Here is a 26202-nt window from a genome sequence, read left to right on the forward strand (position 1 = left end):
ACGACCCCATCCCGCTCCACGAGAAGAAAGGTTCAGCCCGGTGAACTTCAAGGTCCAGCCCACCGCCCAGGTCGACGAGACGGCCGAGATCGGCGACGGAACGACGGTCTGGGACCTGGCCCAGATACGGGAGGACGCCCTGCTGGGCAGCGGCTGCATCGTGGGCCGGGGAGCGTATGTCGGCCCGGGGGTGCGGATCGGCGACAACGTGAAGCTCCAGAACTACGCGCTGGTCTACGAACCCGCGGTGCTCGGCGACGGGGTGTTCGTGGGCCCCGCGGCGGTCCTCACCAACGACTACTTCCCGCGCTCGGTGGACCCGCAGGGCAGGCTCAAGCGCGGCGGCGACTGGGAGGCCGTGGCCGTGGTGGTGGCCGAGGGGGCGTCGCTGGGCGCCCGTTCGGTGTGCGTGGCGCCGGTGCGCGTCGGTCGCTGGGCGCTGGTCGCGGCGGGTGCCGTGGTGACCCGGGACGTGCCGGACTTCGCGCTCGTGGCCGGCGTACCGGCCCGCCGGATCGGCTGGGTGGGCCGGGCCGGCGTACGGCTGACCGAGCGTGAGGGCGAGCCGGGCGTGTGGGAGTGTCCCGAGACGGGCGCGCTGTACGACGAGAAGGACGGGGACCTCGTCGAACGCGCATGACAGTTGTTTTCAGCTGTTTCCCTCAAAACGCAATTCCTCGAACATCTGCAGGCATAACATGTGCCCGAACTGTGCAGACCAAGCACAATGAGCACACAAGCCATTAGTGCCCAGGGGGGGTTACGGGGTGGTGGGGACACCTGTGCCTGCAGCCAGGAGCGACAACCGCTCCGACGGCTGACGGCTGACGTCTGCCTTGCTTAGTTCCGCCCGGCCGTCGGCGCCGAGGCGCTCTCAAGTCTGCGCACAAAAAGGACCCACAGGGGGGTTGGTGTGCCCAAACCATGACCACCACACGTCTGGCGACGCTCGAACATGAGGACCCGCCGCTGTTCGCACTCGCCCAACGGCTGCTGACGGTCGCCGAGTCGGGGCTGCCGTCGATGCTGCTCCCGGGCGGCGAGGCCTTCGCCTTCACGATGGCCGGGCACCAGGACCCCGACGGCTCCTGGACCCTGGAGCGACGCGGGATCAGCACCCGGTACGCGGCCATCACCGTGCTGGGCGCCCAGTACCTCCCCGAGGAGCGCCAGCGCCCGGTGCTGGGCGGGCGTACGGCCGCGGAGTTCGCGGGTCTGCTGGTCGAGTCGCTGCCCGCGGTGACCAACCTCGGGGACGCGGCGCTCATCGCCTGGGGCGCCGCCGAGACCGAGCACCCCAAGCTGTCCGACGCCCTGGAGCGGGTCGCGGCGCTGGACGTGCCGGGCCGGCCGCAGTACACCGTGGAGGCCGCCTGGGTGCTGTCCGCCCTCGCCGCGGCCCGCTCCACGGTCGATGTGGAGAGACGTTTCACCGCAGCTCGCGACCGACTGCTGCGGGCCCGGATCGGCGACAGCCCGCTGTTCCCGCACGCCACCGGCCCCGGCCTGGTGTCCTGGTACCGGGCGCATGTCAGCTGCTTCGCCGACCAGACGTACCCGCTCCAGGCCCTGGCCCGCGCCCATGCCTGCGGCGACGGGGACGGCGATCCGGAGGCCCTGGCCGCGGCCGAGGCGTGCGCGGCGCGCATCTGCGAGCTGCAGGGCGAGGGCGGGCAGTGGTGGTGGCACTACGACGCGCGCACCGGCGGTGTCGTGGAGGGCTACCCGGTCTACAGCGTCCACCAGCACGCGATGGCGCCGACCGCCCTGTTCGACCTCACCGACGCCGGCGGGAGCGACTTCGGCGCGGCGATCCGCAGGGGCCTGCGCTGGATGACCGACGTACCCGAACTGGCCGGCTCGGCGCACCGGGAGCCGATGATCCTCGACGAGCTCGGCGCGACCTGGCGCAAGGTCTACCGGGGTGACCCGAAGAAGGCCGTACGCGCCGCCCGCGGCCTGTCCACCCGGGTCGTTCCGGGCCTGCGCCTGAAGTCCCTGGACCGGGTGTACCGCCCGCTGTCCGTGGACCGCGAATGCCGGCCGTACGAGTTCGGCTGGATGCTCCACGCCTGGCAGGGGGGCCGGATATGACCGGGAGACAGACGCTGTTCGGGGTCGAGCTGGACCCGCTGACCATGGACGAGACCGTGGCGCGCTGCCTCGAAGCGGTACGCGACGGGGAGCAGCTGGAGATCGGCGTGGTCAACGCCGCGAAGCTGGTGAACATGCGGCGGGACGACCGGCTCGCCAAGGCCGTCGCCGGCTGCGACCTGGTCCTCGCCGACGGCCAGGCCGTGGTGTGGGCGGGCCGGGTGCTGCGCGCCCCGCTGCCCGAACGGGTCGCTGGCATCGACCTGTTCCTCAGGCTGCTGGCCGAGGCGGAGACCACGGGCATCCCGGTGTACTTCCTCGGCGCCAAGGAGGAGGTACTGGACCAGATGCTGCTCCGGGTGGCCGACCGCTTCCCCGGACTGAAGGTCGCCGGCAGCCGCAACGGCTACTTCGACGACTCCGAGCAGGAGGCGATCGCGGACGGCATCGCCCGCAGCGGCGCCCAGCTGCTGTTCCTCGGCATGACCTCGCCGAAGAAGGAGATCTTCACCGCCGCGTACGGCACCCGCACCGGCGCCCATGTGGTGCACGGTGTCGGCGGCTCCTTCGACATCCTGGCCGGGGTCACCAAGCGGGCCCCGGAGTCCTGGCAGCGGCTGGGCATGGAGTGGCTCTACCGCGCGCTGCAGGAGCCGCGCCGCCTGGGCCGCCGCTATCTCACCACCAACGTCTCCTTCGTCCTCATGACGGCGCGTGAGCTGTTCCGGCCCACCCCGTCGGCCGCCGCTTCCACGAACAGGAGCCGCTGATGCGTGTCGTCGTGGTGGGACAGGGATACGTGGGTCTGCCGCTGGCCGTCCGCGCCGCCGAGGTCGGACACGAGGTGATCGGCTACGACGTCGACACCCGGCGGATCAAGAGCCTCGCCGCCGGCGAGTCCTTCGTCGAGGACGTCTCCTCCGAGCGGATCCGGGCGGCTCTGGACAACGGCTCGTACCGCCCGACCGACTCGGCCCGCGACTGCGGCGGTTTCGACGTGGCCGTGGTGACCGTGCCGACCCCGCTGCACGAGGGCACCCCCGACCTCCGCTACATCAGGGAGTCGGCCGTCACCCTCGCCCGCTATCTGCGCCCCGGGGCCACGGTCGTCCTGGAGTCGACGACCTATCCGGGCACCACCCAGGAGCTGTTCGCCCCGATCCTGGAGGAGGGTTCGGGTCTCGCCGCGGGTGCGGACTTCCACCTGGGCTACAGCCCGGAGCGGATCGACCCGGGCAACACGGTGTGGGGCTTCAAGGAGACCCCGAAGGTCGTCTCCGGTGTCAACGAGGCCTCTCTCAAGGCCGTTCAGGGCTTCTACGCCCAACTCGTCGACACCACCGTGCCGGTGGGCTCGCCGAAGGAGGCCGAGCTCGCCAAGCTCCTGGAGAACACCTTCCGGCATGTGAACATCGCGCTGGTCAACGAGATCGCGATGTTCGCCCACCACCTGGACATCGACGTCTGGCAGGCCATCGACGCGGCCTCCTCCAAGCCCTTCGGCTTCATGAAGTTCACGCCGGGACCGGGCGTCGGCGGCCACTGCCTGCCGATCGACCCCTCGTACCTGTCCTGGCGGGTGCAGCGCGAACTCGGCCAGAACTTCCGGTTCGTGGAGCTGGCCAACGACATCAACAGCCACATGCCCGAGTACGTGACGCGCCGCATCAGCGACCTGTTCAACGAGAGACGCAGAGCGGTGAACGGCTCGCGGATCCTGCTGCTCGGTCTGGCGTACAAGAAGAACACCGGCGACGCCCGTGAGTCGCCCGCCCTGCGCATCTCCCAACTGCTGCTGGACATGGGCGCGCAGGTCAGGGCGGCCGACCCGCACGTCGTCGAGAGCCTGCCGGTGGACTCCAGGCTGGTCCGGGTCGAGCCGACGCAGCAGGAGCTGGCGGACGCCGACGTGGTGGTCCTGCTCACCGACCACGACGGTTTCGACTACGAACTGATCGCCGAACACGCCCCCTTCGTCCTGGACTGCCGCCGCCGGCTGCCGTCCGGACCCACGATCGAGGTGCTCTGAACCATGCGAGTCGTCTGTGTAGCCGGGGCGCGCCCCAACTACATGAAGATCAAACCGGTGATGGACGCCCTGGAGCGCCGCGGCGCCGAGGTGCTCCTCGTCCACACCGGCCAGCACTACGACCCGGCGATGAACGACGTGTTCTTCGCCGACCTCGGCATCCGGCCGCCCGACCGCTTCCTCGGGGTCGGCTCCGGCAGCCATGCCGAGCAGACCGGACGTGTGATGACCGCGTTCGAACCGCTCCTCGACGAGGTGTCCCCGGACGTCGTCGTGGTGGTCGGCGACATCAACTCCACCCTGGCCTGCGCCCTGGTCACCGCCAAGGCCGGGCCGCTCCTCGCCCATGTCGAGGCCGGGCTGCGCAGCCGCGACTGGAGCATGCCGGAGGAGGTCAACCGGGTCGCCACCGACCGGGTCAGCGACTATCTACTGGCCCCCTCCCCCGACGCCGTCGACAACCTGCGCGCCGAGGGGTACCGGGAGGACCAGATCCACCTGGTCGGCAACGTCATGATCGACACCCTGCTGGCCAACCTGGAGCGGGCCCGGGCCTCGGACGTCCTCGGCCGATACGGCCTGTCCAAGGGCGAGTTCGGCCTTGTGACCCTGCACCGGCCGGCCAACGTTGACGACCCGGAGGTCCTCACCGGGCTGCTGAAGGCCCTGGGCGAGATCGCCGGCCGCCTTCCGCTCGTGCTGCCCGTGCACCCGCGCGCGGCCGGCCGGCTGGCCGAGATCGGCGTCCCCGGGGGCGTCCGGCTCGTACCGCCCGCCGGATACCTGGACTTCATCGCGCTGCAGGACTCCGCCCGTGTCGTGCTCACCGACTCCGGCGGTGTGCAGGAGGAGACCACCGCGCTGGGTGTGCCGTGTGTGACCCTGCGGGACAACACCGAGCGGCCCGTCACCGTCGAGCAGGGCACCAATGTGCTGGCCGGACGCGATCCGGCACGGATCACGGCCACCGTGAACGCGGTGCTGGACCGCCCGCCCGTGCCACGCCGGCCCGACCTCTGGGACGGCCGTGCGAGCGACCGTATCGCCGAGGTGCTGTTGGCGGGAGGCACCGCGAGCACCCGGCCGAGACCGACCGATCGACCCACCGCCCCAGCCACCGATCAGCCCACCGAGGACCGAACGTTCCCCATATGATCCGCTTGCAACATATGCTCGTCGAACGTTTGGCCGTGAGGGGGGACCGTCATGGATCTCGCTGAGATCTTCCGGGTCATGCGCAGGCGCTGGTACGTCCTGCTGCCGGGACTGCTGCTGACCGCCGGCCTGATCGTCGGGGTGATCGTGCTGGTCCCGGTCACGTACCAGTCGCAGAGCACGGTGGTCCTGCTGAACTCCCAGAAGGCCACGAAGGCCTACGACGGCAATCCCTTCCTCAGCACCCAGACCTCGCTCACCGGCATGGCCGACAGCCTGGCCCGCAACCTGAACTCCGACGACTCGCTGCGGGATCTCAAGGCCCGTGGCGCCAAGGGCACGTTCGCGGCCAAGCTCGCCGACAACGCGCAGGGACCGCTGATGTGGCTCACCGTCACCGGCACCGACAAGGCCTCCGTCCTGGACTCGGACAAGATCCTGACCACGTACGCCGGGGAACGGCTGGACCAGTTCCAGAAGGCGCAGTCGGTCACCCCGAAGGCCATGATCCGGATGGCGACGATCGTGCCGCCGCAGAACCCGGTGGCGCAGACCAAGACGCGGCTGGAGTACATGGTCATGGCCGGGGCCCTGGGCGTGGTGCTCACCCTGGTCGCCGCCTTCTACGTGGAGGCGCGCAAGAGGTCGTCGCGCACGCCGGGACCGGCGGCCGGGCCCACGGAGCCGGAGGCCGGGTCGGCCGAGCCGGAAACCAGGCCGGCCGAGCCCGGGGAGCGGACGTCCGCCGCCGCCCGCTCGACCGGGGAATCGGTCGTGGAGGAGACGCTCGCCATCCGGCAGCCGCCCCGCTGGTCGCACTCCTCCGTGGACGGTGCGACCACCCCAGAGCCCGACGCGCCACGGCCCGCCATGGCCGTGGCGTCCGCCGCAGAGCCGCTCGACGAGGAGTCGACTCATGGACATCGCCCGCGCACCGGACAGCGGGACCGGTGAGACGAGCGACGCGCCCGCTCCTCCCGACCCCGTAGTACCCCCCGCCGCCCCCTCCCTCGGCCGCAAGGTCCGTTCGGCGGCCCGGTGGAGCCTGATCAACACGGTCGTCCTGCGCCTGGGCAACTTCGCGACCGGCATCGTCCTGGCGCGTTTCGCCCTGGGCCCCGCGGAATGGGGCGTGTACGGCATCGCCCAGACCGTGCTGCTCGTGCTGCTGTCCGCGAACGAGCTGGGCGTGGGCCTGGCCATCGTGCGCTGGGAGGGGGACGCACGGCGGTTCGCGCCGACCGTGCTGACCCTCAGCACCCTCTCCAGCGGCCTGCTGTACGTGGCGCTGTTCGCGGCGGCGCCGACGGTGGCCGGTCTGCTCGGCTCGCCGGACGCCGCGAACGTCCTGCGGGTGATGTGCCTGTGCGTGGTGATCGACGGGGTGGCACAGGTACCCGGCGGCTTCCTCACCCGTGAGTTCGCCCAGGGCAGGCGGATGGTCATCGACGGGCTCAACTTCGTGGTCTCCACCGCGGTGACGCTGCTGCTGGCCTTCGAGGGCCGGGGCGCGATGAGCTTCGCCTGGGGCGCCGTGGCCGGGAACGTGGTCACGCTGATCGGCTGTGCGCTGGCGGCGCCGGGCACCCTGAGATTCGGCTGGGACACCGAACAGGCCCGGGCGCTGCTGAGGTTCGGGCTGCCGCTGGCGGGCGCGAGCCTGCTGGCCCTCGCCGTGGTCAACGTCGACACCATGGTGGTGGGCGCGACGCTGGGCAGCGTGTCGCTCGGGTTCTACGTGCTCGCCTTCAACATCTCGGGCTGGCCCGTGCGGATCATCTCCGAGGCCGCCCGCCGGGTCTCCTTCGCCGGGTTCTCCCGCCTGGCCGCCTCGCCGCCCGCGCTGGCCCAGGGCTTCAGCCGCGCCCTGGGCGTGGTGATCACCGGCACCGTCCCGCTGTGCGTCCTGCTGGCCGGACTCGCGGAACCGGTCGTCCGGCTGATCTACGGCAGCGAGTGGACCCCGGCCGCCGCCGCTCTGCCCTGGCTGATGGCCCTGGGCCTGATCCGCATCGGCAGTGAACTCGCCTACGACTGCCTGGTCGCGGTCGGACAGCGCCGCTCGCTCTTCCTGGTGCAGGGCCTGTGGCTGGTGGCGCTGATCCCGGTGCTCCTCCTCGCCGCCCACCTGAACGGCATCGTGGGGGTCTCCCAGGGCCATGTCCTGGTCGCCGGCGGCCTGGTGGTGCCCGTCTTCCTGACCGCCCTGCACCGCGGCGGCATCGGGCTGGGCCGGATCGCCCGGGCCTGCGCCTGGCCCTTCCTGGGCGGCGCCGTGATGGCCGTGATCATCCTCGGGCTGCAGCGCCTGTTCGGCGACGGGCGGCTCGCGCTCCTCGCCATCGGCACCGTCGCCCTGGCCGGCTACACGGTGTGCGTCCTGCCCAGTCTCGACTTCCTGCGGGGCGTCGACCGACGGGACACGAGGTGAACGGGGTGTCACGGCGTACCGCCCGAAGCGCGCTCGTGTGGCCGCTGCTCGCCGTCCTGCTGGCGGTCATGGGAACGGCCTGCTCGGGATCGAACAAATCCGCGTTGCCGGACTGCCCGGACGACGCGCTGACCTGCCCCGCGAGCGGATCCCCGGCGACCGCGAGCGCCGGCCTGCCGGCCTCGGCCGACGGGACGACGGGGACACCCGGGGCATCCGGGACACCGGGGAGCCCCACCGGCGTGCCGTCCCCGACGGCGACGCCCACCACCACGGCCGGCACGAACGGCACACCCACGGCCAAGGCCGCCGTATGCGCCTCGCCCGGCGCCTGCGGCTTCCCCGACGCCCGCACCACCGGCCCCCGCGTCCCTCTCGAACCGCACAAAACCGGCTACCTGGCCGTCCGCACCGACGGGATGGTCATCCGGGGCTGGGACATCACCGGCTCGCTCGACGTCTACGCCAACGACGTCACCGTCATCGACACGAAGATCACCTCGGACAACTGGTGGGGCGTCAACCTGCGCCCCGGCTACCACGGCCTGCGGATCCTGCACTCCACCATCACCGCGGTGCCCGGCAAGGGACCGGACAACGGCGGCGTGGACTACGCGGTGTCGAACATGGGGACCAGCTCCATCGAGGTCGGCTGGTGCGACGTCTCGGTGTTCGGCGACGCCCTGGCCATGGGGCAGGGCAACCTGCACGACAACTACGTCCACGACATCGCCCCGTTCGTCAACAAGGGCGGCGAGTGGCAGCACACCAACGCGGTGATCAGCAGCGGCGGCAACGACGGGCAGCTGGTCATCCGCCACAACACGCTGCTGAACCCGACGAGCCTCAAGCAGGGGGCCTCGGGCAGCATCGGCCTGTTCGCGGACAGCGGGGTGGTCCGCAACGTCACCGTGGACGACAACTGGATAGCCGGGGGCGCGTACGCCCTCTACGGCGGTGACACCGGCGCCACCGGTATCAGGGTCACGGACAACGTCTTCTCGACCGAGTACCACCCCGGCTCCGGCGGCTACGGCCCGGTCGCCCACTGGAACGCGGAGGGCGCCGGAAACGTGTGGCGGAACAACCGGATGTCCGACGGCCGCCCGGTCACCCCGGAGCCGGCCTCGTGAGCGGCGGCCTGCCGCGCCGTGTCGCGCGGGCGCCCTGGACCCTGCTCAAGGCGCTCTTCGGCTGGCTGGTGCTCTTCGAGGCCAGGAACAAGGTCCTGCTGGCCCCCGGCGCGGTGCGACTGCGCCGGTTCGAGGACGCCGAGACCCGACGCCTGGCGGCCGGCCTGCCCGCACCGCCCTCGGCCCTGGTCGCCACGGTGATCGCCACCCACCGGCGTCCCGAGGCGCTGCGGGCGGCGGTGCGCTCGGCCCTGGACCAGACCGTCCGCGACCAGGTCGTCATCGTCGTCGACGACGGCGCCGGGCTGCCCGAACTCCCCGCCGACCCACGGCTGTTCGCCGTCTCGCTGGCCCGCAACACCGGCGTGGCGGGCGTCGTGCGCAATGTGGGCATCCGCCTCACCCGCTCGCGGTACGTGGCGTTCCTGGACGACGACAACCTGTGGGAACCCGACCATCTGGAACGGGCGTTGGCGGTCCTGGACGCCCCCGGCGGACCGGACGGCGTCTACACGGCACTGCGCCGCGTCCTGCCCGACGGCAGCGAGAACGACGTCCTGTCGGTGCCCTTCGACCGGCGCCGGGCCGCCCGCGAGGCGTTCCTGGACACCAACGCCTTCGTCGCCCGCCGTACCCGCGCCCTGCACTTCAGCCGCCTGCGCCGGACCCCTCAGGTGCTGCCCCGGGAGGACTGGGAGCTGATCCGCCGGTACGGGCGCAGGCACCGCGTGCGCCATGTGCCGCACCCCACCGTCCGGTACCTGATGAACCCGGCCAGCTTCTACACCCAATGGCGACAGCCCGGTTGAGGCCCGCTCCCCGTCCGCTTGCTTCCCTTCCGCTCCGACCACAGGTGGTTGATCCCGTGCCACGATCCCGCGCCCTCAGGAACAAATTCGTCGACGCTCCGGGCTCGCTCGGCGAACGACTGCGCATCGCCCGCTGGGAACGGTTCCGGCGCTGCTTCCCCGGCATCGAGAACATGAGCGTGGTGGACCTGGGCGGGACGGCCGAGATGTGGCTGCGCGCGCCGGTGCGCGCCAAGCACGTCCACCTGATCAACCTGGAGGCGCACCCCGCCGAACTGCCCGCCTGGATCACCGCGGAGAACGCCGACGTCACCGACCCGGCGGTCGCCGCCGAACTGAGCGACAAGGGCGGTTACGACCTGGTGTTCTCCAACTCGACCATCGAGCACGTGGGCGGCCACAGCCAGCGCCAGAAGTTCGTCTCCGCCGTCGAGCGACTGGCGCCGCTGCACTGGATCCAGACCCCGTACCGCTACTTCCCCGTCGAACCGCACTTCGTGGCACCCGGCTTCCAGTTCCTCCCGCTGAACGCCAGGGCGCGGCTGGTCAGGCACTGGCCGCTCGTGCACAGCCGCCCGGACAGTCCGGAGTCGGCGATGAACGCCGTGATCAACATCGAGCTGCTGACCCGCACCGAGATGCGCTACCTGTTCCCCCGGTCGGAGCTCCTCAGCGAGCGGGTGCTCGGTGCGCCGAAGTCGCTCATAGCCGTAAGAACGGAGCCGGCATGCTGAACAACCTGGTCAACAGACATGACGCGGACCGGCTGATGCGCAAGGTGCGCAAGCTGGACCTCGACCCGGTGCTGGCCAAGCTGCGGGTGCGCGGCGGCGCCCGGGTGGTCCAGCACTGGTCCCAGGTCGACCCCTCGCTGACCGAGTGGTGGGCGATCCCGTCGGTGATCAAACGCTGGAACCTGCTGATGACCGGGGACGCGGACACGTCGTTCCCCGAGTACGTGGCCGCCAAGCACTTCGCGCCGCGCACCGATCTGCGCGGCCTGTCGCTGGGCTGCGGCACCGGCGGGAACGAGCTGCTGTGGGCGAAGACCGGCGCGTTCTCCCTCCTGGAGGGAGTGGACGTGGCACCGGAGCGGATCGACTTCGCCACCCGCGCCGCCGCCGAGAACGGCCTCGCCGACGTCCTGCGCTTCCGGGTCACCGACGTCAACCGGATGACCGCCGACGGGGAACGCTTCGACGTCCTGCTGGGCCTGCAGTCCCTGCACCACTTCGACCACCTCGACGAGACCCTGCCGCGCCTCGCCCAACTGATCGAGCCGGGCGGGACGTTCGTCATCGACGAGTTCGTCGGCCCCACCCGGTTCCAGTGGACCGACGCCCAACTGGACGCGGCGAACGCGCTGCTGGCGCTGCTCCCCGAGGAACGGCGGCGGCTGGCCGACGGCCGGATCAAGCGCCGGGTCGTGCGGCCCAGCAGGTTGTCGATGGTGCTGGACGACCCCTCGGAGGCGGTCGACGCCGCCGCGCTGCTGCCGGGCCTGCGGCGCGAGTTCGACGTCGTCGAGGAACGGCCGTACGGGGGGACGGTGCTGCACATCGCGTTCTCCGGGATCGCGCACAACTTCCGGGACGGTGAGCCGGAGACGTCGGCGCTGCTGGACGAGTGCTTCGCGACGGAGGACGCGGTGCTGCCCGATGTGGGGCACGACTTCATCGCGATGGTGTGCCGGCCGCGGGACGCGGGCCGGACCGTTTGACCGTGGCTGCCGGCGGCGCCACCCCGCTCACGCGGGGTGGCGCGCTCTCCGGCGTCCGAATCGCCGCATCAGGGGCACCTCGACGAACCGGTGCATGAGCCCGGCGAGCGCCACGGAGAGGGCGAGCGCCCCGACGGTGAGCGCCCATGCCCGCGCCGGCCCCGACCCCTGGGCGTCCAGTCCCCGCATCAGGTCCACGATCACCGACTGATGGATCAGGTAGAAGGCGAAGGAGATCTCCCCCAGCCACACCGCGGACCGGCTGCGCCACACGCTCCGCCTCCCCTCGGCGTCGGCGACCGCCACGGCCGGGATGAGCAACGCGAACGGGATCACGGTGACGGCCGACGTCTCCGCGTCCGGCGGGAAGTACGGCGTCACGGCGTACGCGACGACGAGAAGCGCCCCGACGGACCACACCGGGATCCGCGGCCAGCGCCCGCTGTGCACGACGAGCGCCATCAGGATCCCGAGCACGAACTCCAGCAGGCGGACCGGCGGGAAGATGTAGACGAACCAGTAGTGCCGGTCGGCGGGCAGCAGTGTTGCCGCCACGGGCACCGCGAACACCGCCGCCACGCACGCCGCGGCGCTCGCCCACAGCCGCTCCGGACGGATGCGCCGCAGCACGGGCAGCAACGCGGGGAAGAGGGCGTAGAAGAACGCCTCGCAGGCCAGTGACCAACTGACCGAGTTGGCGCCGAAGTAGACCGCCGGGTCCGGCCACCACGCCTGGACGAGCCCGAGGTTCGCCGCGCCGACCAGGACGCCGACGGTGTGGCCGGTCGCGTACAGCCCGACGACGGAGATGACGAAGGCGACGACGTAGTTCGGGTAGATCTTCGCCGCCCGGCGCCGCCAGAAGGCGCGAGCCGTGTCCCCCGGCCGCGCCGACCAGGTCAGGACGAAGCCGCTGAGGACGAAGAAGAACGAGACGCCGACGGCGCCTGCGCCTGCCGTGCGCGCGAACGCGTGTTGCGTCGAGGACGGGGCGAGCAGTCCCGATATCGAGATGTGGAAGCAGAAGACGGTGAACGCCGCGAGGAATCGGAGCCCGGTGAGGGACGGGAGCCGGGAGCCTTCGGCGTGCGTGGTGGTGGGCCTGTCCGATCTGTCGGTGGCCTCGACTGCGCCCATGGATTCTCCTGAGGCCCGGTGGGCGGGCGGGTTGTCGATATGTGGCCGGCGCGTGGTGCGCCGCTGGATGTGCCGGGACGGGTCGTGGGGCGGCTGCGGGAGCGTTGTGGCTGGTCGCGCAGTTCCCCGCGCCCCTGGCGGGGCGCTATGTGCGCAGGGCACCCGGTCGGGCCAGGGCAGCTGCTGCCGCTCGGCTGGCGGGGCGGCCGAGCAGAGCGCGGGAGGTCTCCCTGAGGAGGACCGCGGTGCGGAAGGCGGTGGTGGCCAGGGGGCCGTGGCGTCGGCGGTAGAGGCGGACGCGGTTGAGGGTGAGGAGGGTCCAGAGGCGGGGCGAGACCTGGGAGTCGCCGCCCAGGTGGACTGCCTCGGCGGTCGGCTCCAGTTGGGTGGCGTATCCGTGGTCGCGGGCCCGCAGGCAGTACTCGGTCTCCTCGGAGTAGAGGAAGAAGGACTCGTCCCAGGGGCCGCAGGAGGCCAGGCAGTCGCCCGAGACCGCCATCAGCGCGCCGGTCGCCCAGTCGGCGCGCGTGGGACGTCGATAGGCGGAGGGGTCGGTGACCAGTTCGCTCAGGGCCGGGAAGCGGCCGGCCCGGGTGTTGCCGATCACGGCCTCCCCGAGCGCCCGCAGGACGGTCGACTCGCGGCGCAGCGAGTGGTGGGGGGTGGCCCTGCCCTCTTCGTAGAGAAGGGGTACGGCGATGCCGACGCCGTCCGTGAGGCTGTCGACGAGGCGTTTGGCGCAGCCCTGCCGCATCCGGATGTCGGGGTTGCAGATCAGCACGGCTCCGTGGTCCCCGGCGGCGGACAGCGCCGCGTTGATCCCGGCCGCGTAGCCGGCGTTGCGGCCGGTCTGGACGACCGTGGCGTCCGGCGCCAGGGTCCGCAGCACCTCCACGGTGTCGTCGGCGGAGTCGTTGTCGGCGACGACGAGCCGGTGTTCGAGACCGGCCATGCCGTCGGGAAGCGCGGCGAGGAACCCGGGGAGCACCGCGGCGCTGTTCCAGGTGACGACGATGACGGCGACGGTGCTCATCGGGACTCCACGAGTTGGGGCGGCTCTGCTTCGGATGCCTCGGGTGCCTCGGGTGCCTTCCGGGGCACGGGGATGGCGGTGGCCGTGGCCGTGGCCGCGGCCGCCTCGCGGCGGACGAAGCCGAGGTAGCTGCCGCCGGCGCCCAATGTCAGGAAGAACATCCCCGCGTACATGGGGAAGCTGAGCGCGTCGAAGGTGGCGCTGATGACCAGGGCGACCAGGGCCGAGGCGAGGAAGGCCTGCCCCAGTTCCCGGTCCGTCTCGGTGCGGGCGAGCCTGCGGATGGCGCCGCCCTGGTGGATCCCGGTGACGAACAGGACGAGCAGGGCGACCAGTCCGAGGGCACCCGTCTCGGCCAGGGTCAGCATGTACTGGTTGTCCGTGAAGAAGTACAGGTCGGGGGTGAAGGTGCCGAACCCCCGCCCGGACCACGGGCGTTCGCTGAGGTAGGGGACGATCGCGCTGTACTTGACGGTGCGCGCCTGGGTGCTGCTGTCGGAGTTGGACAGGAAGGTGGCGAACAGGTTGGTGATGGTTCCGATCAGCCCCGGGATGATCACCTTGAAGCCGGCCACCGAGCCCAGGACGATGCCGATCGCGGCCCAGCGGCGCTGCGGCTTCCAGCGGGGCACCATCACCAGGATCACGATGGCGGCGCCGATGATGGACGTCCGGGACACCGTCAGCGGCAGCGCCCCCGCCATGATCGCCACCGGGCCCCAGCGGCGCAGCGCGCCCGCGTGCCGGCGCACCGGGTCGAAGGCCTGGTGGACGGCGAAGGGCACCAGGATGGCGAGCATCCCGCCGAACTCCAGCGGATGGGCGGTGGTGGAGCGCGGCCGGGTGAACGAGCCGCGGTCCATGGCGCTCAGCCCGACGGTGTTGGAGTGCAGGCCGGGGATGTGGATGGAGTCGGCGATGTTGGTGGCGGCGAAGAAGTCGTAGTAGCCGATCAGGGCGACGACGGTGCCGAGGACGACGAGCCGGCGCATCAGGGTCTCCAGGCGGCTGCGCTCCTGGATGCCGGCCGAGGACAGCACGACGAGCGCCACCCACACCCCGAGCAGGATGAGCCCCCGGTCGGCTCCGAGGACCTCCTCGTGCGAGCTCTGGCGGGTCGCGTTGGCGAGGTAGGACAGCAGGACCGCCGCGGTGAGCACGCACATCGTCACGCGCGGCAGCCTGGTCCCCGGCGCCGGCAGGATACGGCCGCCGAGCCAGGTCGCGAGGTACCAGAGGAGTCCCAGCAGGGCGAAGACGTTGGCCGGGGTGCCGACGCCGCCGAGCGCGGGCAGGGTGAGGTTGGAGGGGACGAAGAAGGCCAGCACCAGGTAGCCGGTGAGGACGGTGGTGGCGTCCAGCCGTCGTACCAGCAGGCCCTTGGGCCGCTCGGGGGGATGGGCACGGTGGCGCCGGGGCACGTAGCCGGCCACGGCGCGGCCCCGGCGGCGGACCACCGCGACGCCCTCGGCGAGGATGGACAGCAGGAACGCGCTCACTATGCCGAGGATGAGGACCGCCGCGATGTCCTGGTAGCGGCTCTTCGACTGCGAGACCGGGGTCTGCGGCAGGACGACCGGCGCGGTCTGCACCGCGTACCCCGCGGGTACCTTGGCGGCGGCCTGCAGGGCCTTGAGCTGCTCCCCGGTGAACTGGGTGAGCGTGGTGGTCTCCCGGAGCACCTTCGCCCGGTCGGTTCCGGTGACGCTCAGGGTGACCAGCGGGCTGTCGGCGTCCGGTGCGAACCCGACCGTGTACGGGTCCGTGACCCCCCGGGAGGCCAGTTCCTTGGCCGAGTCGCCGGACTGGAGCGTCCTGATCAGCACGTCGGCCGTGACGACCAGCGAACCGCCCGCGTTCGACAGGGGGTTGCCGAAGGTGGGCGCCAGCTTGGCGATCGCCGTGGAGTCGAGGAGCGTGACGGAGCTCTGCGACTCGTAGGACACCGGGATGGTCCGGTACAGATAGCCGCCCGCGAGCAGGCTGAGCAGGGTGAGGGGCACCATGAAGTACCAACGCCTGCGCATGATGGCCAAGAGATCGGCGAGGCTCATGAGAACTCCCTTTTGGTGGCGATCCGCCCCGGCGCCTGCGAGGATCGGGGGCGACGGAAGGAATCCCTGTGTCGCCTCGTGACGTCGCCGAAGCGCTGCTCCGCCGCTGGTACGTACTGCTGCTCGCGCTGGCGCTGACGGCCGCCGGAGCCTACAAGGTGCTGCACCCGGCCCCGCAGTACCTGAGTTCGGCGGTGATCGTCCTCAAGCCGCCCGTGACCGGCAACCAGCCGAACCAGCTGACGAACCTCCAGCCGCCGCTCGCCACCCTGTCGTACGGGGTGATCCAGCAGCTGGAGTCGCCCGCCGGGCGCAAGGAGCTGGACGCCGTCGGCGTGCACGGGACGTACCAGCTGATCCCGCGCAACAGCGGCACCAGCGCGACGCCGCGCTATCTGATCCCCTCGGTGCAGGTGCAGGCGCAGCGGGGCGACGCCGTCGAGGCCGACACGGCGGTCACCCGGGTGATCGAGGCCTACACCCGGCATGTGACGGCCCTCCAGGACGCCCAGGGGATCGCGCCGGCGTCGCGGATCAGCGCATCCGTGCTGGTCGCCGCGAGCGCCACCCCGGTGCAGGGCACCAGGACCCGCGCCCTGGCGGGTACGGCCCTGCTGGGCGCTGTCTCCGGGATCCTGGGCGCGCTGTGGTTGGACCGGTACGCGCGGCGCCGCGGGCGGCGCGAGGAGGTCCGCCCGGAGCCGGTCCGCCCCGTCGAGGGGATCGCGGTGGCGGGCTGAGCCGTTGAACTGATCGCGCATCAGATACCGCGGCGCTTCCAGGACTCCCACCACAGCCACTCCCGTCCGCGCTCGGCCACCGCCGACCACACCAGGGGCTGCAGGTACGGCATCGCCTTCGGGCCGATCCGTCTGCGCAGGCGCAGCGCCCGGTACTCGGGCAGCGCCGCGTATCCCGGCAGGCACCGCTCGGCGAACGCCACGCACTCGTCGACCGGTACGACGCCGGTACGGCCGCGGTCGTAGGCGCGGTAGGCCCGGCGCAGGGCGTAGCGGGCGAGGCGGGTGTGGACCTGCTCGGCGAGGCGGTCGGCGTGCGGCAGCCGGTCCCCGCACTTGTCGAGCACCGAGTCGAAGGCGACGAGGCGCTGGCGCAGGTCGTCGAGCTGGCCGCCGAAGTCGACGGTGGACATGTTGTTGCCGTGGACGCGGTAGAAGGCCTGGTCGGCGCCGCGTATGTAGCCGACGTCGGCGTGCGCGGCGAGCCGCATCCACATCTCGATGTCGCCGGCGTGCGGCAGGGCGGGGTCGTAGCCGCCGACCCTGCGCTGCAGGTCCGTGCGGACCACGACCTCCGGTGAGGTGATGCAGCCGGTGCCCTCGCGGAAGCGGCGCTCCAGCCACCACTGGCCGGGGTACACGACCGAACCGGTGCTCTGCGTACGGGCAGCGGGCAGCGGGCCGCCGTGCTGGAAGCGCAGCGGGCGCCCGTAGGCGAAGCCCGCCTCGGGGTGGGCGTCCAGCAGGGCGGCGGCGCGCACCAGCGCGCCCGGGACCAGTCGGTCGTCGGCGGACAGGAGGGCCACGTAGTCGCCGTCGGCCCACTCCAGGAGGCCCTCGTTGTACGTGGCGATGTGGCCCTTGTTGGTCTCGTGGACGAGGACCTCGATCCGCGGGTCGGCGGCGGCCAGCTTGAGCGCGGCCTCCGCCGAGTCGTCGGGCGAGGCGTCGTCGATGATGAGGACCCGGACGTCAACGCCGTCCTGCTCGTCCAGGACGCTGCTCACGCAGTCGGCGAGGAAATGGCCGTACTTGTAGCAGGGGATCACAACACTGACGCTGCTCATGGGTCGGGGAAGCCAATCCCCGTCGGTGGCCCGCGCCCGGCTGGGCGCGGGCCACCGACGGTGTGTGGGGACGGGTCAGTTCTTTTTCTTCTTGAAGGTGGTCTTGCTGGTCAGGGTCCAGCTCTGGGACTTGACGGTGTCGCGGTGTCTGTCCCGCGCCGTGACCGTGACCTTGAACCGGGTGCCGTCCGGCAGCGGTGCGGACAGGTGGACGGTCGCCCGGTGGGTCGCCCGGTTGTAGGAGACGACGGCCGTGACGTGGAGCTTCCTGGCGGCCTGGGAGCCCTTCAGGATCGTCACGGTCGCCTGCACGGACGTCACCGGTGCCTTGGCCGGGACGGACAGGACGAGGGCGCTCGCCGCGTCGGCGGTGTGCGCCACGGTGGCCGCGGTCACCTCCGAGGCGGCGACCGACGCGGCCAGGGACGCGCTCGGGTCGTCGGCGGTGAAGACGGGGCCGACCCAGTAGTTCGCGGATCCGTAGGAACCGTTAGGGAAGGCCGAGTCGCCGTACTTGTAGAGCCCGTTGTGGTGGGTGGTGGTGTCGGCCGTGGCCGTCAGCGGATAGGACTTGTGGGCCGCCGCGAAGTAGCCGCCGTCCACCGCGTAGTTGCCGTTCGGCGCGTGGTAGGAGACGACGTAGGCGGTGTCGGCGGTGATCGCCACCGGGGTGGCGAAGGTCAGCGTCTGCCAGCCGGAGGCCGTCTCGTTGGTGAAGGTGCCGCTGGCGAGCAGCGTGCCGTCGTCGGTCCACAGGCTGCCGGTGTGGGTGCCCGTGTTGCCGGTGCCCTTGTAGAAGGTGACACCGGTGACCCAGCCGGCCGCGGAGGACGTGAACCGGGTGCCCAGCTCCACGGAGTTGGGGTCGGCGGTCATGTCGGTGGTGGCCGGGGTGGCGGAGGAACTCCACAGCGAGCAGGGGCAGGTGACCGCGGGCGGCGTGGAACTGGTGGTGAAGGACCAGGTCACCGGGTCCGTCATGGTGTTGCCCCACACGTCGGAGGCCTGCACGGACGCGGTGTACTGGGTGTTGAGCTCCAGCTCCGTCGACGGGGTGAAGGTCGCCTTGTTCGACGCGGGGAAGGTGACGGCCCCGGGCACGGTGTTGCCGTCCGGGTCCTTCAGGGTGAACGTCACGCTGTCGGTGTCGACGGCCGAGCTGAAGGTGGCCGACACCGGTGCCGTGATCGACGCGCCCGTCGCCCCGGAGGTCGGGGACGTCGAGGAGACGGTGGGCGGGGTCGTGCTGGCCGTCGAGGTGTCGAGCACCACGTCGACCCAGTAGTTGCTGCCCGCGGCCGCCGAGGACGGGAAGGCGCTGGTCGAGCCGTAGTGGTAGACGCCGTTGCCGCCGTCGACCCCGGTCTGCAGGGCCGTCAGCGGGGCCAGTCCGGCGCCGCTGCTCGCGAAGGAGGGGTCGTAGGAGTATCCGCCGTTGGGGGCGAAGTACGAGGCGACATAGGTGGTGTTGGCCTTGACGGTCACCGGGGTGGAGAAGTTCAGCTGCTGCCAGCCGGAGGCCGTCTCGTCGGTGAAGGTGCCGGTGGCCAGGCGGGTGCCGGAGGCCGTCCACAGGCTGCCGATGTGGGTGCCGGTGTTGACGGGCGACTTGTAGAAGCGCACTCCGGTGACCGAACCGGCCACGGTGGTGCGGAACTTGACGCCGAGCTCCACCGAGCCGCCGTCGCCGGCGTTGACGGTGCCGGGCACGGCCGAGGCCGGCCAGATGGTGCACGGGCAGGCCTGGGGGCCGACGGTCACCGGGATGGTGGTGACGGCGCCGATGTTGACGCTGTCGTCGACCGCGCGGACCTTGATGGACGCGGAGCCCGGGGTGGTCGGGGTCCAGCTGTAGGTCCAGGACCCGAGGCCGGTGGCGGCCTCCCAGGTCGTGCCGCCGTCCGTGGACACCTCGACCCGGGCCACCACGCCTGCGGAGTCGGTGGCGGTGCCCTTGATGGTGACCGCCTTCAGCGCCGGGACGGTGGCCCCGGAGGACGGGCTGGTCACGGTGACGGCCGGGCCGGTGGTGTCGGTGGACTTCGAGGCGGCGACCAGGTTGCTCTGCAGGGTCAGCGGCTGGACGCCCATGTCGGCGAGGACGTTCACCGTCGCCTGCTGCATCCGGGAGTCCTCGGTGACCACCGTGTCGGCAGCGTTGTAGGTGGGGACGTTGGTCAGGCCCCACGACCACTGCACGGTCCCGGTCCCGAACACCAGGGCTCCGGAGTCCTGGTCGCGGAACTCGACGAGGTTGTGCGTCGCCGTGCCGTTGCCGTACAGGTTGCCCCAGTCCAGCCGGTAGGTGCCGTCGGTGATGTCCACCGTGGTGGAGGACACGTCGATCTCGCCGGCGGGTCTGGTGCTGTTGTCGAGGTCGCTGTCCCACTCGTAGCCGAGCGTGCCGGTCGGGAAGGTCGCGGTCTGGCCGGAGGTGAGGCTCGCGATGGAGGTGTTGCGCCAGATCCGGTTCTTGCCGTACGAGCCGGGGACGGTGATCGCGTCGGCGCGGTAGCCGTTCGCCTGGAACATGGAACCGGTGAGGATGTTCGGCGGCTGGTAGCTCTGGCCGTAGTTGGTGCTGGTCGGATCCATCCAGGTGCCGGTCCAGGTGCCGCTGGGATCGGCGATGCCGTTGTTGAACGCCATCTTGGTCATCTTGTAGCAGACCAGGGTGCGGTCGGCCGTGTTCGTGCCGTCGATGCTGGGGGCCAGCCGCGTCTTCCAGAAGACCTCGTTGCCGCTGAAGAAGCCCTGCTGCACACCGGCCTTGCGCGCCGCCAGGACATTGGAGTACTGGCTCTGCGTCCAGTACTCGTCATGGCCGGACGACATGTACATCTTGTGCTTCTCCAGCAGGGTCGCGCCGTTGCTCGACGACACGTCCACGCCGGACAGGTAGCTGACGTCGTAGCCGTTGCGCTCCAGCCAGGACAGCATCTCGAACTCGGAGCCGTAGATGCCGTTGTCGCCGCCGACGTCCAGCGGCCGGTTGTAGCTGACCTCGTAGGCGCGGCCGTCGGGCGCGGGCCCGGTGCCGCCGTACAGGTCCTGGCCGCCGTAGTCGTTGTACGCCTGCCAGGTCTGGTCGCTGGTCTGTACGACGATGTCGGAGGTGCTGGAGTCGTTGCGGACCACGAACGGGTACGGCATCAGGCCGTTGCCGTCGGTCTGCGTGATGTTCGCGATGTACAGGCCGGACACGGCGTCGCTGGGCACGGTCCAGGTCGAGGTCACCGGCCAGTTGCCGCAGTCGACCAGGCCGGTGCTGCTCTTGGTGGTGCAACTGGCCGGGTTCGTCGTGTAGTTGGCCGGGTACGTCACGGCCGCCTGGGCGTCGGTCGACATCTGGCGGGCGCCGTCGCCGCCGTACCAGCCGAGCCGGAAGATCTGGATGTTGTAGGAGACGGGCGACTGGACCTTGAACTGGACGGTGTCCCCGGCCTGGACGCTCTCCTTGGTGGTGAAGCCCTTGATGTCACCGTAGGCGTTGGGCGAGAACCAGTCGTCCTTGGGGGTGCCCGTCTTGGAGTTCTCGCACACGATCGGGTTGGAGCCCGAACCGCATGGGTCGGAGGCCGCCTGGGCTGACCCGGCCAGCGGGAGCACCGCCAGTATCAATGCTGCTACGACGGCGAGGCGCCCGCCCCGGATCCGTCTGCTCCATTTTCTCATGTGTACCTCTCAGCGGTGCTGTGCAGGGCCGACCCGTGGGGTCGAGGTGATGCGGGGGGTGGCGCTTGAAGCGGGTGCCGGTCAGCCGCGGAGGGCGTCGGCGAACGCGTCCACGACCCGCTGCTGCTGGTCGGGGGTGATCTGCGGGTACAGCGGCAGCGACAGGATCCGGTCCGCCGCCTTCTCGGCGTTCGGGAAGTCGCCCCGGCCGTACCCGAGATGGCGGTACGCCGGTGTCAGGTGCACCGGGGCGGGATAGTGCACCCCGGCGCCGATGCCCTCGGCGTTGAGCTTGCCGACGATGTCGTCCCGGTCGGCGCCGGTGACCTGGACGACGTACAGGTGCCAGACGTGGACGTTGCCGGGTGCCGTGGCCGGGAGGACGACGCGGCCGGCCGCTGCCAGGCCGGCGAGGAGGGTGTCGTAGCGGGCCGCGGCCGCCCGGCGGGCCGCGTTGCCGTCCGCGAGGCGTGCCAGCTTCGCCCGCAGGACGACGGCCTGCAGGCCGTCCAGGCGGCTGTTGAAGCCGGGCACGTCGTGCCGGTACTTGGCGACTCCGCCGTGGTTGGCGATCGCGCGCACCAGGCCGGCGAGTTCCTCGTCGTCGGTGAGCACCGCGCCCGCGTCCCCGTAGGCGCCCAGGTTCTTGCCCGGGTAGAAGCTGGTGGCCGCGATGCCGCCGCTGCCGGGCGTACGGCCGTCGCGGGTGGCGCCCTGGCACTGGGCGGCGTCCTCCACGACCCTTACGCCGTCGGGCAGTCGGCCGGTCAGCGCCGTCACGTCGGCCAGCTGTCCGTAGAGGTGGACGGGGACGACCGCGCGTGTGGCCGGGCCGACCGCGTCCAGGGCGGCCTGCGGGTCGAGCAGGTGGCTGTCGGGCAGGCAGTCGGCGAGGACCGGGCGCGCCCCGATCCTGGCGACCGCGCCGACGGTGGCGATGAAGGTGTTGGCGGGCACCACGACCTCGTCGCCGACCCCGACCCCGCTCGCGCGCAGGGCGAGTTCGACGGCGTCGGTGCCGTTGGCGACGCCCACGCAGTGCGCGACGCCGCCGAAGTCGGCGTATTCGCGCTCGAATCCGCGTACTTCGTCGCCGCCGACGAACGCGGTGCCGGCCAGGACCCTTTCGAATCCGGCCCGTACCTCGTCGGCGACCTCCGCGTGGGCCGCCTTGAGGTCCACGAGCGGAATCTGGTTCATGTCAGCGGTCCCCCCACTGTCGGTGTCGCGAGTTCGTCCAGCGCGGGCGCGTCCGCCGCGCGCAGCCGCCGGGCCGGGCTCCCCGCCCAGACCTCGCCCGGCGGTACGTCGCCGAGCACGGCGCTCCCCATCCCGACCAGCGCCCAGGCGCCGACCGTCGTGCCCTCCCTGACCAGGGCCCCGGAGCCCACGTAGGCCCCCTGCCGCAACCTGACTCCCCCGCCCAGCCGGACGCCGGACGTGATCGTCGCGAAGTCCTCGACCACGTCGTCATGGGTGAGGACGACGTGCGGCATCACGGCGACATGCGCGCCGACGCGCACGGCGGCGGTCAGCACGCAGTGCGCGAGCAGGACCGAGCCGGGGCCGACCGCGGAGGTCTCCGACACCGAGGCCGTCGGATGGACGACGGTGGCGTAGCGGTCGTCGGACAGGCCGAACCGGCGGACCAGCCGGGCGCGGGCCGCGTAGTCCCGGGGGTTGCCCACGCAGATCACCACGCGGGCGTGGGTCAGCTCGTGGACCAGGTCGCAGCCGCCGAGGACGGGCACGCCGTCCACCTCGGTGCCGTGCAGGGCGGGGTTGTCGTCGAGGTGCCCGAGCAGCTTGAACTCGCCCGCGTCCGCGACGGCCTGCGCGGTCTCGCGGGCGAAACCGCCGGCCCCGACGATCACAAGTCCGGTCATCTCCGGGCCTGTTCGCGCAGTGCGGTCACGACGCGGTCCTGCTGTGCCTCGGTCATCGTGTGGAACAGGGGCAGGATCAGCGAGCCACGGGTGAGGCGCTCGGTGACCGGCAGCGGTGCGCGCGGATGGTCCGCGTAGGCGGGTTCGAGGTGCGCGGCCATGATCCCGCGCCGGGCCGAGACGCCGGCCTCGGCGAGTGCGGCGAGCAGCTCGTCCCGGCCGACCGGGAAGTCCTCGTCGAGCAGCACCCAGTAGGACTGGAAATTGCTCGTGCCGTGCGCAGGGTCGCGTACGGGGGTGAGGCCGGGGACGTCGTGCAGCAACGCGTCGTAGCGGGCCGCCAGTTCGCGGCGGCGGGCGATCATCGCGTCGAGCTTGCCGAGCTGGACCAGGCCGATGGCGGCCTGGACGTCGGTCATCCGGTAGTTGAAGCCGACTTCCAGGTAGCTTTCCAGGACCGGCTTGTTGCTCGCGTGCCGGTCCGCCGCCGAGGCGTTCATGCCGTGCTCGCGCAGCCGGCGCAGCCGGGCCGCCCACTCGGCGTCGTCGGTGGTGATCATGCCGCCCTCGCCCGTGGTGACGAGCTTGCGCGGATGGAAGGACCAGGCGGCGAGCAGCGCGCCGTGGCCGACGGGCTTGCCGCCGACGGTCGAGCCGATGGCGCAGGCCGCGTCCTCGACCAGCGGCAGGTCCCGGTCGGCGCAGGCGGCCCGCAGGGCGTGCACATCGGCCGGGACACCGCCCTGGTGGACGGCGAGGACGGCCCTGGTGCGGGCGGTGCGAACGGCGTCCACGGTGGCCGGGGTCAGGTTGCCGGTGGCCGGGTCGACGTCGGCGAACACCGGCTCGGCACCGACGTACCGTACGGCGTTGGCGGTGGCGATGAAGGACAGCGAGGGCACCACGACCTCGTCGCCGGGGCCAATGCCCAGGGCGACGAGGGAGAGGTGCAGGGCGGTGGTGCAGGAGCTGACGGCGATGCCGTGCTCGGCGCCCACCCGCTCGGCGAAGGCCTTCTCGAAGGCGGCGACCCGGGGGCCCTGGGCGACCCACCCGGACAGGACGGCGTCGGAGGCGGCCTTGGCCTCCTCCTCGCCGAGCCAGGGGATCATCACCGGGATGCGGTCGGTGCTCACTTGGCGGCCTCCCGCTCCGCGCGCCACCACTGGACCAGGTCGCGCAGTCCGGTGCGCAGGTCGATCTCGGCCGTGAACCCGAGCCGCTCGACGGCCTGCGAGGTGTCCGCGAGCCGGCGGACCACCGAGTTCACCGTGCGGGCGGGTCCGTGCACCGGCTCCAGGCCTTCGGCGCCCATCGCCTCCAGCAGGCCCTCGGCGAGCTCCTTGAGCGAAGTCTCCGTGCCGCTCGCGATGTTGAAGACCTCGTCGGTGAGGTCCGACTCGGCGGCCAGGACGTTGGCCCTGGCGATGTCGCGGACGTCGACGAAGTCCATGGTCTGGCTGCCGTCGCCGAGGATCAGCGGCGGCTCGCCCGCCTCGATGCGCTCCATCCAGCGGATGAGGACCTCGGTGTAGAGGCCGTGGATGTCCATCCGGGGGCCGTAGACGTTGAAGTAGCGCAGGGCCACGTAGTCCAGGCCGTACATGGCGTGGAAGCTGCGCAGCATGCCCTCGTTGAAGGCCTTCGCGGCGCCGTAGAAGGTGTCGTTGTTGTACGGGTGGTGGCGCTCGGTCGTCGGGAACTCCTCGGCCATGCCGTAGACGGACGCCGAGGACGAGGCGACCACCTTGGCGACGCCGGCCGCGGCCGCCGCCTCCAGGACGTTGAAGGTGCCGTCGACCAGGACCTCGTTGGCGAGCCGGGGCTCCTCCGCGCACTGGGTGATACGGATCGCGGCGAGGTGGAACACCAGGTCGGCGCCCTCGGTGACCTTCCGTACGGTGTCGGCGTCCCGGACGTCGCCCTCGACGAGTTCCACGACACCGCTGGGCAGGGCCCGGGCGAGGTTGGCCCGCCGCCCGCGCACGAGGTTGTCGAGGACGACGACCTCGCGGGCGCCGCCCTCGGCCAGCAGGTCGACGAGGTTGGAGCCGATCGTGCCCGCTCCCCCGGTGACCAGGATCTTCTTGCCGCGTACGCTGCTCAACTGCCTTGCCCTCTCGATGGATTGGTTGTGCTCAACGCCCGGCGCGCAGACCGACGACCGCGCCCTTGAACTCGAGGCTTCGCGACGCCGCCTCGAGAATGTCCAGCACCCTGAGGCCCGCCCGGCCGTCGGTGAGCGGCGCCCGGCCCTGTCCGATCGCCTCGCCGAACTCGTCGACCATGCTGCGCAGCGCTTCCTTCTCGCCGATCGCGGGCGCGACCATGTCCCCGGAGCGGTAGGAGACGAGCATGTCCCGGCGTTCGTCGGCGCCGATCTCCTGCGGCGACGCCAGGTCCACGCCCCGGTCGAAGATCGCCACGCGCTGGGCGGGGTTGAGGTCGTCCCAGATGAGGGTGCGCTTGGAGCCGCCCACCATGGTGGTGCGCACCTTGGTCGGGGAGAGCCAGTTGACGTGCACGTGGGCGATGGCGCCGGTGTTGAGCTGGAGCGTCAGATAGGCCACGCAGGCCTGGCCGGCGCCGAGCGGGTCGGCCCCGTGGGCGGCGACGGCGACCGGCTCGACGTTGTCGGGGAGGATGAAGTCCAGGATCGACAGGTCGTGCGGGGCGAGGTCCCACAGCACGTCGATGTCCTTCTGGACGAGCCCGAGGTTGATACGGACCGAGTCGACGAAGTGGATCTCGCCGAGTTCGCCGGAGCGGACCAGTTCGCGGATCCGGCCCACGGCGGGGGTGTAGCAGTAGGTGTGGTCGCACATCAGGGTGAGGCCGCGTTCCTCGGCCTCGGTCACCAGGCGCATCCCGTCGGCGTAGGTCGCCGCGAGCGGCTTCTCCACGAGCACGTGCTTGCCGGCGCGCAGGGCGGCGAGGGCGATGTCGAGGTGGGTGCCGGCGGGCGTGGCCACGGCGACGGCGGCCACCGAGGGGTCGGCGAGGACGGCCGCGTAGTCCGAGGTGGCCTCGACCGTCGAGTAGCCGCCGAGGACCCGGCGGGCCCGGTCCACGTCGAGGTCGCACAGCCAGCGCAGCCGGAAGCGGTCGCTGGCCTGGAAGTTGCGTACGAGGTTGGGGCCCCAGTAGCCGGCCCCGACGACCGCGACCCCCAACGGCTCCTGCGTCACTGCCTGCCTCTTCCCTCGGTCCTCGGGTGAGCGGTCCTTCGGTGAGCGGTC

Annotated in this window: 22 protein-coding genes; 12 read left to right on the top strand and 10 right to left on the bottom strand. The window is 71.5% G+C overall.

The window, feature by feature from the left end; genetic code table 11:
• Positions 1-40 precede the first annotated feature (40 nt).
• The 11 genes from AB0D85_RS32430 to AB0D85_RS32480 all read left to right on the top strand — a co-directional run bounded on the left by AB0D85_RS32430 (position 41) and on the right by AB0D85_RS32480 (position 11371).
• Positions 41-640 carry an acyltransferase gene (locus tag AB0D85_RS32430; protein ID WP_362328124.1) on the top strand — a complete coding sequence of 200 codons (600 nt, stop codon included), beginning with the start codon at positions 41-43 and terminating at the stop codon, positions 638-640.
• Positions 641-924: 284 nt separating this feature from the next.
• Complete coding sequence (locus tag AB0D85_RS32435) at positions 925-2094, top strand: hypothetical protein (protein WP_362328126.1); 1170 nt, start codon at positions 925-927, stop codon at positions 2092-2094.
• The gene (locus AB0D85_RS32440; protein ID WP_362328128.1) at positions 2091-2864 is read left to right on the top strand and encodes a WecB/TagA/CpsF family glycosyltransferase; all 774 of its coding nucleotides are present in this window, start codon (positions 2091-2093) and stop codon (positions 2862-2864) included. Before AB0D85_RS32435 ends, AB0D85_RS32440 begins: the two co-directional genes overlap by 4 nt.
• Positions 2864-4123, top strand: coding sequence for a nucleotide sugar dehydrogenase (locus AB0D85_RS32445; protein WP_362328130.1), 1260 nt, complete (start codon positions 2864-2866; stop codon positions 4121-4123). Before AB0D85_RS32440 ends, AB0D85_RS32445 begins: the two co-directional genes overlap by 1 nt.
• A gap of 3 nt (positions 4124-4126) precedes the next feature.
• Positions 4127-5278 (top strand): UDP-N-acetylglucosamine 2-epimerase (non-hydrolyzing), encoded by a 1152-nt coding sequence (gene wecB / locus AB0D85_RS32450; RefSeq protein WP_362328132.1) that lies wholly within the window; start codon positions 4127-4129, stop codon positions 5276-5278.
• A 51-nt stretch (positions 5279-5329) separates the two neighbouring features.
• Entirely contained in the window at positions 5330-6232 is a 903-nt protein-coding gene (locus AB0D85_RS32455) for a chain length determinant protein (protein ID WP_362328134.1), read from the top strand.
• Positions 6195-7709 carry an oligosaccharide flippase family protein gene (locus AB0D85_RS32460; protein WP_362328136.1) on the top strand — a complete coding sequence of 505 codons (1515 nt, stop codon included), beginning with the start codon at positions 6195-6197 and terminating at the stop codon, positions 7707-7709. The genes AB0D85_RS32455 and AB0D85_RS32460 overlap by 38 nt, the downstream gene beginning before the upstream one ends.
• 5 nt (positions 7710-7714) lie before the next feature.
• On the top strand, positions 7715-8842 hold the full coding sequence (locus tag AB0D85_RS32465; RefSeq protein ID WP_362328138.1) for a hypothetical protein: 1128 nt from the start codon (positions 7715-7717) through the stop codon (positions 8840-8842).
• Positions 8839-9651, top strand: a complete 813-nt coding sequence (locus AB0D85_RS32470; protein WP_362328140.1) for a glycosyltransferase family 2 protein — start codon at positions 8839-8841, stop codon at positions 9649-9651. Before AB0D85_RS32465 ends, AB0D85_RS32470 begins: the two co-directional genes overlap by 4 nt.
• A 56-nt stretch (positions 9652-9707) precedes the next feature.
• Entirely contained in the window at positions 9708-10385 is a 678-nt protein-coding gene (locus tag AB0D85_RS32475; RefSeq protein WP_362328142.1) for a class I SAM-dependent methyltransferase, read from the top strand.
• Positions 10379-11371: a class I SAM-dependent methyltransferase gene (locus AB0D85_RS32480; RefSeq protein ID WP_362328144.1), complete on the top strand. Its 993-nt coding sequence runs from the start codon at positions 10379-10381 to the stop codon at positions 11369-11371. Before AB0D85_RS32475 ends, AB0D85_RS32480 begins: the two co-directional genes overlap by 7 nt.
• Before the next feature lie 27 nt (positions 11372-11398).
• Here AB0D85_RS32480 and AB0D85_RS32485 read toward each other — a convergent pair whose 3' ends face one another.
• From AB0D85_RS32485 to AB0D85_RS32495, 3 genes are all read right to left on the bottom strand, one after another.
• Positions 11399-12508: an acyltransferase gene (locus tag AB0D85_RS32485; RefSeq protein ID WP_362328146.1), complete on the bottom strand. Its 1110-nt coding sequence runs from the start codon at positions 12506-12508 to the stop codon at positions 11399-11401.
• Between the two features lie 145 nt (positions 12509-12653).
• Positions 12654-13541, bottom strand: coding sequence for a glycosyltransferase family 2 protein (locus AB0D85_RS32490; protein WP_362328148.1), 888 nt, complete (start codon positions 13539-13541; stop codon positions 12654-12656).
• Positions 13538-15595, bottom strand: coding sequence for an O-antigen ligase family protein (locus tag AB0D85_RS32495; protein ID WP_362328150.1), 2058 nt, complete (start codon positions 15593-15595; stop codon positions 13538-13540). The genes AB0D85_RS32490 and AB0D85_RS32495 overlap by 4 nt, the downstream gene beginning before the upstream one ends.
• 68 nt (positions 15596-15663) lie before the next feature.
• Between AB0D85_RS32495 and AB0D85_RS32500 the strand changes: the two genes are divergently transcribed.
• Positions 15664-16335, top strand: a complete 672-nt coding sequence (locus AB0D85_RS32500; protein ID WP_362328152.1) for a hypothetical protein — start codon at positions 15664-15666, stop codon at positions 16333-16335.
• Between the two features lie 20 nt (positions 16336-16355).
• Here AB0D85_RS32500 and AB0D85_RS32505 read toward each other — a convergent pair whose 3' ends face one another.
• The 7 genes from AB0D85_RS32505 to AB0D85_RS32535 form a co-directional block, all read right to left on the bottom strand.
• A complete protein-coding gene (locus tag AB0D85_RS32505) occupies positions 16356-17402 on the bottom strand; it encodes a glycosyltransferase (RefSeq protein ID WP_362328154.1) in 1047 nt (348 codons plus the stop codon).
• 75 nt (positions 17403-17477) lie between these two features.
• Entirely contained in the window at positions 17478-21077 is a 3600-nt protein-coding gene (locus AB0D85_RS32510; RefSeq protein WP_362328156.1) for a DUF4082 domain-containing protein, read from the bottom strand.
• An 81-nt stretch (positions 21078-21158) separates the two neighbouring features.
• Positions 21159-22277, bottom strand: coding sequence for a DegT/DnrJ/EryC1/StrS family aminotransferase (locus AB0D85_RS32515; RefSeq protein ID WP_362328158.1), 1119 nt, complete (start codon positions 22275-22277; stop codon positions 21159-21161).
• Positions 22274-22963: an acetyltransferase gene (locus AB0D85_RS32520; RefSeq protein WP_362328160.1), complete on the bottom strand. Its 690-nt coding sequence runs from the start codon at positions 22961-22963 to the stop codon at positions 22274-22276. Before AB0D85_RS32520 ends, AB0D85_RS32515 begins: the two co-directional genes overlap by 4 nt.
• Entirely contained in the window at positions 22960-24099 is a 1140-nt protein-coding gene (locus AB0D85_RS32525; RefSeq protein WP_362328162.1) for a DegT/DnrJ/EryC1/StrS family aminotransferase, read from the bottom strand. The genes AB0D85_RS32520 and AB0D85_RS32525 overlap by 4 nt, the downstream gene beginning before the upstream one ends.
• Positions 24096-25070 (bottom strand): SDR family NAD(P)-dependent oxidoreductase, encoded by a 975-nt coding sequence (locus AB0D85_RS32530; RefSeq protein WP_362328164.1) that lies wholly within the window; start codon positions 25068-25070, stop codon positions 24096-24098. The genes AB0D85_RS32525 and AB0D85_RS32530 overlap by 4 nt, the downstream gene beginning before the upstream one ends.
• Positions 25071-25101: 31 nt before the next feature.
• Positions 25102-26151: a Gfo/Idh/MocA family oxidoreductase gene (locus AB0D85_RS32535; RefSeq protein WP_362328166.1), complete on the bottom strand. Its 1050-nt coding sequence runs from the start codon at positions 26149-26151 to the stop codon at positions 25102-25104.
• Positions 26152-26202: the final 51 nt, after the last annotated feature.

It is taken from the genome of Streptomyces sp. NPDC048277 (assembly GCF_040652235.1).
Lineage (GTDB): Bacteria > Actinomycetota > Actinomycetes > Streptomycetales > Streptomycetaceae > Streptomyces.